Genomic DNA, 9,497 nt, shown 5'->3' with positions numbered 1-9,497 from the left:
TCGTCAAGCGGAAATTTAAAAATCTTATTATCTTTTAATAATCGAAAACCCTTACCGTAACTAAAAAACCAAATTTCGTTTTCATTGATTATTACAGCATTTCTTATAGCCAGATTTTTAGTGGACTCAAATTTTACAATTTTCTTTGTCGCCTTAAAATACTTGAATAGGCCAGAAGATGTACAAAGTAGAAGTGCCTCGGAATTTAGGCTACGTATTTGATTAACTTTTGCAGGAATCTTCGCAATTTCTTCGAATTTGAATCCATTTTCTTTAGTCTTTATAAATAATGAGGAAGTATTGCTATATCGGTCGTCTACAGCTGCAAAAAACGCGTCGTTGTTGTTGTCGTAAAAGAGAGCCGAGCAGTCATCATCTGTGTGAAGCACTTTGATTTTTTCGGTGTAATTACTTTTAGAAGTAAAACAAAAAATGGAGGTATAGCCAGTTACCCACACGTTTTTTTCTTTGTCTATAATCAGCTTGGAACGGTCGCGAGTAAAATTGTACTTCTTTTCCATCTTGCCGTTCTTAATTAAATAACCAGCTGCGGTTAAGACCGCGTTTGGCTCTAGCTCATTCACAGAGTAAAAAACTTGACTACGGGTAGATAGTAGTACATCGGGTTTGTAAGTCTTAAAGCGCTTTACTTCAAATTTTCCTAATCCGTCTGTAGCACTCCCGGCAAATAATATAGAGTTCGCTTCATCGTAGTAAAAAGAAGACAAATTTGATGGATCTAGTTTACTGCCGTGATACAGTTTTTTTAAATCTAAAGCCCCGGATTTAATTTTCGTGAGTTGATAAATTTCGACATTGCTGATGATAAAAACTTGATCGTTTGAAGCGTTCCAGAAGTAACTACGTTTTTTTGGTAATTTTCCAATGAGTTCGTTTGATTGTGAAATTCCTCTCTCGGTACATTCCCAGTAAACACCCTTCGGATCAATGTAGCCTAAAGTGCTTCCGAGCATAAAAACACTGTTGGTATCTGTGTATTCAAAAGGCTTTTCCCAGAGTTTTTTTCCGTACTTAGTATGAAATGAAATTCGTTTGTTTAAAAGCAGGAAGTATTTTCCATCACTCCTAAAATAGCGTACCTGACGTGCGCCGTAGTCGAGATAAACATTGGGAATACATTGTGCGTAGAACTCTCCGAATAACCCATCGACATAAATCGGAGTTTTGTACGCATGTTTTTTATTAAATCGTTTCGGTTGTCCTTTGTGAATCAGGATAATGTCGCTTTGTCCGTCTGTGTTGGTGAAAAGTGAATCGATCTCTTTTTTTCCAGCGATATACAGAAACCGATTGTTTGAGAAATTTTGATTTTCAGAGTTAAAAGTCTTAAACTCTTGCCCATCATAACGCACCAGTCCGTTTTCTGTCGTTAACCATAAAAATCCGTATTTATCCGGGACAATACTCTTTATACTGTTTTGAGGAAGTCCGGCTTCATCATCAAGCCAAGTAAACGAATCGAGTTGCGCAGATACATTTGCCGACAAAAGCAAGATAGCGAGCTGTATTATCCTAATGTTATGTTTCACATTCAAATGTTCTGTGTAGATAAAATACTACAAATTCAAAATTGTTAAAAAAATTAAGAAAAGTAATTTTGTTAATTGAAACTAAGGTAATCAACTTTTTTGTAATACACTAGCTTGTCGCGTTTAATTTATGTTGAACTGACGCGGTTTTCCGAGAGTTTGTCGTAAGGTCTTCGGAAGCTAAATCTGAGCTAGAGTAGGAGAAGAGTTAAAATTGTTAAGAACTGTTTGATGTGAGTTTTAAACAGTCTTGAAGCATGATTTAAACTTAGTTATTTTGTTTTGATAAGCTGATCTTAACGAGGTGGTTTATTGAATATTAATAATTGGATGTCAGGTTTTTACAGCTTGGTGTCCGTACTTTTTATCTTTATGATAGAAAGTTTTTTACGAACTGAAGGAAAATATTATTTGATACATATGTACAAATTTTTACAATCTACAAAGGCGTTAATTTTTATTTCGGTAATTGCATTTGGCTTGCAGTCGCAAACTACCTACTCTCAAGTTGTTGCTAACGACGACAGCGGAACCACACCACAAGGTAGACCACTTGCTTTAAATGTGCTTGCAAATGATACAGGTAACATTAATCCGGCATCGATTGTTATTACCTCATTCCCAGTAGGTGGAATCTTGCAGATAACTCCCTCTGGTATTATCACGTATTTACCTAACGGTAATTATACAGGTAATGACTCTTTTAGCTATCAAGTTTGTGATTTCACAACGCCTGTGCCGATTTGCGATGAAGCAGACGTTTCTGTAGTTGTAAATGCGTCGTTTATCGACCCTTGTTTTGAAGCCAACAGAGCTAAAACCTTCTACATGCCATTCCCTGAAAGAGATTTATGGGACGCATTAAGAAGATCTGCTAGTGACACCGGAGACAATGTTTTAACTAATACTGTAAGAAACGTAACGAGTATCAAGAGCCCATACCCTAACGTAATCATAACCTATGATCACTGGGAAGATGGGTATGAGTCAAATATTTCACTTCCAACGCAAGCTTCTACTTTAGTATGGGGTGATGGAAATCTCAACAACGGTATCGCTCCGGGGCATCCAACGGATATACTACCAGCAGGTGCAAGTATCGTGCTGGATAATGCTTTCGCTTATGATGCTTCGCGAGGAACAGTTGCGCCAATTGCTGATATACACTTCGACGGACGAGATAAGTTGTATTCATCAAACGATATTGCAGTTTCAAAAGTAACGGGTGACAATACAAATTTCGGATTTCAATCAGCAAAAACGGATGTTTACGATACAACGCGATTTGGAAATTTATTCGTAATTGGTTTTGGAGAGGATCTTGCCGTACCATTTGCAACTCCTACAAGTGCTGCATTTCGATATACAGCTGCTTTCATACGCGCGCAGTTTAACAATACTACAGTCTCTTTGGATTACGACGGAAACGGTACAGTAGATGTAACTCGCGTTCTAAACGAAGGAGAAGTGTGGTTTTACGACGGAGCGGGAGGAAATTCTGTTGGCGATACACCCACACAAAAAGAAGGTAATGTCAATCTTGTAAATGACTTGAAAACCGGTGCAGTAATTACATCAACCCAGCCTGTCGGCGTCGATGTATTATTTGGAGGGTTAGATAGTTTTGGTACTAGAAACATTAATATCTTTCAATCGCTATTTTTTGGAGATACTTACTATACGCCAGTTTCCGATCAAAATTTTGCTACAGGAACTGCTCAAGCTCCAACACGAGTTTATTTTTATAATCCATTGGCAGCTCCGATAACAATTAATTGGACGAGCAGTACCGCTAGCGGTAACGTTGTTGTACCTGCGAGCTCATCTGCCTTCTTAGCTTTGACAGGAACGAGCGGTTACAGATTTCAAAGTGCCGGAGGAGAATCTTATACAGCTATTCAGGTAATTGATGACGACACCGCAGGGTCAGGTTTCGATTGGGCATTTACACTAATTGCAGCAGAGCGACTAACAAATTTCTCAAGTATTGCGTGGGCACCGGGCTCTACTACAAATGCCGTTGCTAACAACGGTAATCCTATTTGGGTAACAAATGCAGGAAATGTTGCAGCGGATGTTTTTGTTAAGTTTGATGGTAATTTAAGTGCTCCAGGATCATTAGGTACTAATGCCTGCGGTCTACCTTTCGACTTTGTTGTCAATCTTGATCCGCTGGAGCAAGTAAAGATATTCGATACTGCAGACGGTGATCAAGGAGGTATTGCGGTTTTTTCATGCGGTACGCCCCTCGCAACCATTTACGGACAAGATGCTATTACCGCTAATACAGTCAATGCTGGTGGAGGTCTCCCCGGTTTGGATGTAGGTACGGTTATGCAACCAAAATGTCTTGACTTTTTGGTAATTGCAAATGACGATGTTGAAGTGACCGAGCCAAACACCCCAATTATCGTTGACATACTAATGAACGATGCAGGGTTTCTTTGTACATTAAATAGGTCAAGTGTTCAAATATTAACGCCGCCAACAAACGGAACCGTTCAAGTAAATACAGACGGTACAATTACCTACACACCAAATCCTGGGTTTAATGGCTTAGAAACATTTACTTACTTAGTTTGTTCTAACGAATTTGTAACAGGTTGCGATGAAGCACAAGTTAACATTAGAGTAACAACTTGTCCTGCAACGGCTAGCGAAGCTGTAGTGAGCGGACGCGTATTTGTTGAACAATTACCAGACGATGGTACTTATAATGTAGGAGAAAAATTACAAGGTGGTGTTCCTGTATTGTTGTTTACCGACTTAAACTGCAACAATGCTATAGACGGTGCCGATACGGCAATCCAATCAACAACTAGTGATTTATCCGGAAATTACAGCTTTTCTGTAGTTCCCGGTTTCTTCTTTGCGGATGATTTCGAACCGTCAGGAATTGCAGGTAATGATGGGTCGCTAAGTTTTAGTTCTTCTTGGATTGAATCAGGCGGAACAAACGACTTTGCTGCAGTACCAACAACCATCGGAATTGAATCGGGAACAAATAATAGTTTGATTTTAAATGGTCCAAACCGCACAGCTGCTAGGTCATTTAATGTGGTAAATGCCGTTTCAGCTTCTTTAAGTTTCAGATATAGAAGAGCCGCTTGGGACAATGCAGCCGATTTTGTTACCGTAACAATTACAAATGGCGCTACAAGTACCGTTACTACATTACAAGTGATCAATTTTAGTCAAACAGCTGCCGATGCTGGTTTTGCAACAATTACACTAAACGTTCCAACAGGTGCTCTAAATAACAATGGTTCTAATACTATTTCATTTACAACCAGCGGAGGAATTAGTAATACTAATAGCTTGTTTATCGATAATGTTCGCTTTACCTATGGCGTTAATAACGCATGTTACATTGCACGGCCTGATGTTTCAGGACTGGCAGGTCGATTTACAGTTTCAACGCTAAATCAAGCAAATGTTGGCCAATCGCCTCCATTGGTTGCTTTAGGTAATTGCGTTTCAGGACGCTTTTTAGGAGTACTTGCTAATTATACCGCAGTTGCGGATAACTTTAATATTGTAACCGATGTTCCTAGAGTTTTAAATATTCTAGCGAATGACACTCCAGGTGTTCCAAATCCCGCATCAGTAACAATAATTTCAGGTCCAACTAATGGGCAAGTGGTAGTTAATCCTGATGGAACAGTAACTTACACGCCTAATTTAGGTTATAATGGGCCAGACTCATTTCAATATAATGCATGTAGTATTGACGACCCTACAGTTTGTTCAACTACTACGGTTACATTAAACGTTGCTTGTACTAGTGTGGCCAACAGAAATACTATTACAGGAACAGTTTTTAACGATTTGAATAACAATGCCACTCAGAATGCAGGAGAATTAGGTGTTGCGAATGCTTCTATTCAGCTTTATCGAGATGTTAATACAAACGGTCTTTTTGATTCAGGAACCGATACACTTGAAACCACAGTTCAAAGTAGTGCTACGGATTATCAAATTCAAGTGGTTCCACCTACTGTCTCTAATACTTTACTTGACCAATTTAATACCGCTGGTAGCGGAACGGGAACAAACGGAACTGTAAACTGGACTAATCCATGGGTACAGTTAGGCGAAGTTGACGGTTTTGGAGCAGGTAGCGTTCAAGTAACGGGCGGTGCGCTTTCATTACAAAATACAGCTCGTGGTGCCAGAAGGTCTTTTAACCTAGCAGCTGCTGGTGCAATCAGTGCTTCACTTACTTATACATTTACTAAGACTGGTTTAGATGTCAATACTGACGGTGTTATTGTTGATGTTTCAAATGCGAGTGGCGGTACTTACACCACATTAAGCACACTGACAATTCCTAATGCCGGGGCACAAAGTTCTGGTGCGATTGATATTACTAGCTTTATTTCAACCGATACTACTGTTCGCTTCCAAACAACTGCTACAAATGCAACTGGTGATATTGTTACGATTGATAACGTTCTTATTACATATACTACTTACACTGGTGCGTCATACATTGTGAGATTAGGTTCACTACCTTCAGGCTTTGTGCAAACAGCTCCAGTATCGCCAAATTTTTATGCCGTTTCATTTACAGGCTCTGGCGCAGCATCTTGTTCTCGTAATTTCGGAGCTGTAGTCCAAACAGATTTGTCAATAACTAAAACAGTAAATAATAGTACGCCAACCGTTCCATCTAACGTAACCTTTACTTTAACTGCTTCCAATAATGGTCCGGGTAATGCTACAGGCGTTACTGTTAACGATTTGTTGCCATCTGGATATACATTTGTTTCAGCAACTCCTTCTTTAGGTTCATACAATTCTACCACTGGAGTGTGGAATATAGGTAACCTTAACAATGCAGCATCTGCAACTCTGACAATTACAGCGACTGTAAGAGGTACAGGTTCATACGCAAATACTGCAACTATTTCAGGAGGACAAATTGATCCTTCTACAGGAAACAATACTGCCGTTAATACGCCAACACCAGTTCTTAGAAGTGATATTGCACTCACAAAATCAGTTGACGTTAATAATCCTCAAGTAGGAACTGATGTTGTCTTTACTATAACTGCAACTAACGATGCATCTTATTCAGATGCAACGGGATTGATTATTTCTGATCTTTTACCTACGGGGTATCTCTTTGTAAGTGCTACACCTTCATCAGGTACGTATAACAATTTATCTGGATTATGGAATATAGGTAACTTAAATGCAGGAGCAAGTGCGACCCTTCAAATTACAGCAACTGTTCGCGGTACAGGAATTTATCAGAATGTTGCGACTTTGAACAATGTTAACCCGACAGACGCGGTTGCAGGGAATAATAGCGCAAACGTAACTACATCGCCTATTCCTCAAACAGACATAGCCGTTACCAAGGTGGCTAATAATAACACGCCTTCTGTAGGTAGCACTATTCAATTTACAATACAGGCTAGTAATAATTCAAACTTTAGTCCTGCCACAGGTTTAACTATTTCTGATGTCCTTCCTTCTGGTTACAATTTTGTTAATGCTAATGCAACCCTAGGAACCTACTCCCAGGCAACAGGAATTTGGTCTATTGGAAATTTAGCCCCTGGCGCTTCACAAACACTAACCATAAATGCAGTTGTATTAGGAAGTGGAACTTATGCAAATACCGCTTCTTTGAGTACAGTTACACCTTCGGACACAAATTTGTCCAATAATTCTGGTAGTTCAACTCCGGTTCCAACTGCTGCTTCAGAACTTTCGGTTATTAAAACTTCAAGTAATAATACGCCTAGTGTAGGTGACACAATATTTTTTACTCTTTCAGCAACAAATGCTGCTGGTTTTAGCAACGCATCTGGAGTTCAAGTATCTGATGTTTTGCCTTCTGGTTATCAATTTGTAAATAGCGTAGCGTCTGTAGGAAGCTATAATCCGATCACTGGAGTTTGGACAATTGGTAGTCTAAATGCAGGTAGTTCGGCTAGTTTGCAATTAGAAGTTTTAGTTGTAGGAAACGGTAACTATCAAAATATTGCGACCATTTCAGGTACTGAACCAGATTTTAATCCGGGTAATAATTCATCTTCAAATACTCCTACAGTTTCACCTACAGCCGATTTAAGTAGTACAAAATCGGTAAGTAATTCCGCTCCGCAGGTAGGAAGTAACGTAGTTTTTACGATTGTTGTAGCAAATAGCTCAATCTCAAGTAATGCTACTGGAGTTACGGTAACTGATCAACTGCCATCAGGTTATAACTTTGTTAGCGCAACTGCATCTGTAGGTAGCTACAATTCAACCACAGGTGTTTGGAATGTTGGTAATTTGAATGCCGGTAGCAACGAAACACTTCAAATTACTGCGACAGTTCTGGGTTCAGGCGTTTATGCGAACACTGCTAGTTCTACTAGTGCCTTACCAGATCCAAATCCTGGTAATAATAATTCTTCAAGTACTCCGACACCATCACCGGCGGCTGAATTAAGCGTGACTAAAATTGCTTCAACTAACACTCCAAATGTTGGATCAAACGTAACTTTTACTATTACAGCTACTAATAATGTTAATTTCTCTAATGCAAGTGGAGTAGTTTTAACTGATGTCCTACAAAGTGGATATAATTTTGTTAGTGCTGTGCCTTCAGTAGGTACTTATAATCAATTAACAGGAGTTTGGACAATTGGAAATTTAAACGCAGGTTCTACCGAAACTCTGACTATAACAGCCACAGTTTTAGGTTCTGGCGATTATTCTAATTCAGCGAATGTAAATTCTGTTACAGTTGATCCTATTCCAGGTAACAATACTTCTTCCATTACTCCTACACCAGTACCGCAGGCAGATTTGGAGTTAAGTAAGACGGTAAATAATGCAACTCCAAATGTTGCTTCCAATATTACTTTTAGCTTAAACTTACTTAACAATGGATTAAGTGCTGCAACTAATGTTTTGGTAACGGATTTATTGCCTAGTGGGTATTCTTTTGTTTCGGCAGTTCCTTCAGTGGGAACTTATAATCCTGTTAATGGTCAGTGGAGTGTTGGAAATATTGCTGCAGGAGCAAATGCTTCATTAGACATAACGGTTAGCGTTAATGCATCAGGTTTATACAATAATTCAGCCACTTCAACTGCGGATCAAAACGACCCGAATCCTGCTAATAATGATGATACAGTAATTGTTAATCCTGTTCCGGTAGCCGATGTAAGTGTTGTTAAATCTGTAAATAATAATTCGCCGGCGGTTGGTGACACTATTATTTTCACTCTTTCGGCATCAAATGCGGGGCCAAGTAACGCAACTTCAGTCGCAGTTACAGATCTATTACCCTCTGGTTATTCATTTGTTTCCTCTAATGCTTCTGTTGGTACTTTTAATAATGTGTCAGGAGTATGGAATATTGGGACTTTATTGAATGGAAGTAGCGCGACTCTTGATATAACAGTAATTGTAGCTCCTCTAGGTTCCAAATTGAATACCGCAACTATATCTGCTAATGAATCGGATTTAGTTCCAGGAAATAATACCTCTTCGGTAACACCATCTGTTGTTAATACTCCTCCTGTCGCTAATGATGATTCAAATTCAGTTTTAGAAGATGTAAGTCTTATTGTGGCTAATGGTGCTCCAGGGGATTTGATTTTGAATGATTCGGATAGTGATTTAGATCCATTAACCATTATTCAATTCGTTATTAACGGCACTACGTATAATGCGGGTGATACTGCTGTCCTTCCTGAGGGGAATGTAACTGTAAATGCGGATGGTAGTTATACGTACATTCCAGCTGTTAACTTTAATGGAGTAGTTCCACCTATAACTTATACTTTGTCAGATGGCATAGCTACTGATACAGCAATTTTGTCTGTTACCGTTACTCCAGACGGGGCATCGGTAGATACTCCGACAGCGGTTAACGATACGGCTACTACGGCAGAGGACACGCCAACGACGATCACCGTACTAGCGAACGACAACTTTGGC

At 39.3% G+C, this 9,497-nt stretch carries 2 protein-coding genes; one reads left to right on the top strand and one right to left on the bottom strand.

Annotated elements, in window-relative coordinates; all coding sequences use genetic code 11:
- On the bottom strand, positions 1–1,550 hold a 1,550-nt coding region (locus Q0064_RS08415), incomplete at its 3' end, for a two-component regulator propeller domain-containing protein (RefSeq protein ID WP_298147113.1).
- A 420-nt stretch (positions 1,551–1,970) separates the two neighbouring features.
- On the opposite strand from Q0064_RS08415, the gene Q0064_RS08410 reads away from it, so the two are divergent.
- Positions 1,971–9,497: Ig-like domain-containing protein (locus tag Q0064_RS08410; RefSeq protein ID WP_298147110.1), on the top strand; the 7,527-nt coding region annotated here is incomplete at its 3' end.

The organism is Flavobacterium sp. (assembly GCF_027490375.1).
GTDB lineage: Bacteria > Bacteroidota > Bacteroidia > Flavobacteriales > Flavobacteriaceae > Flavobacterium.
This window is presented reverse-complemented; position numbering and strand designations above follow the sequence as displayed.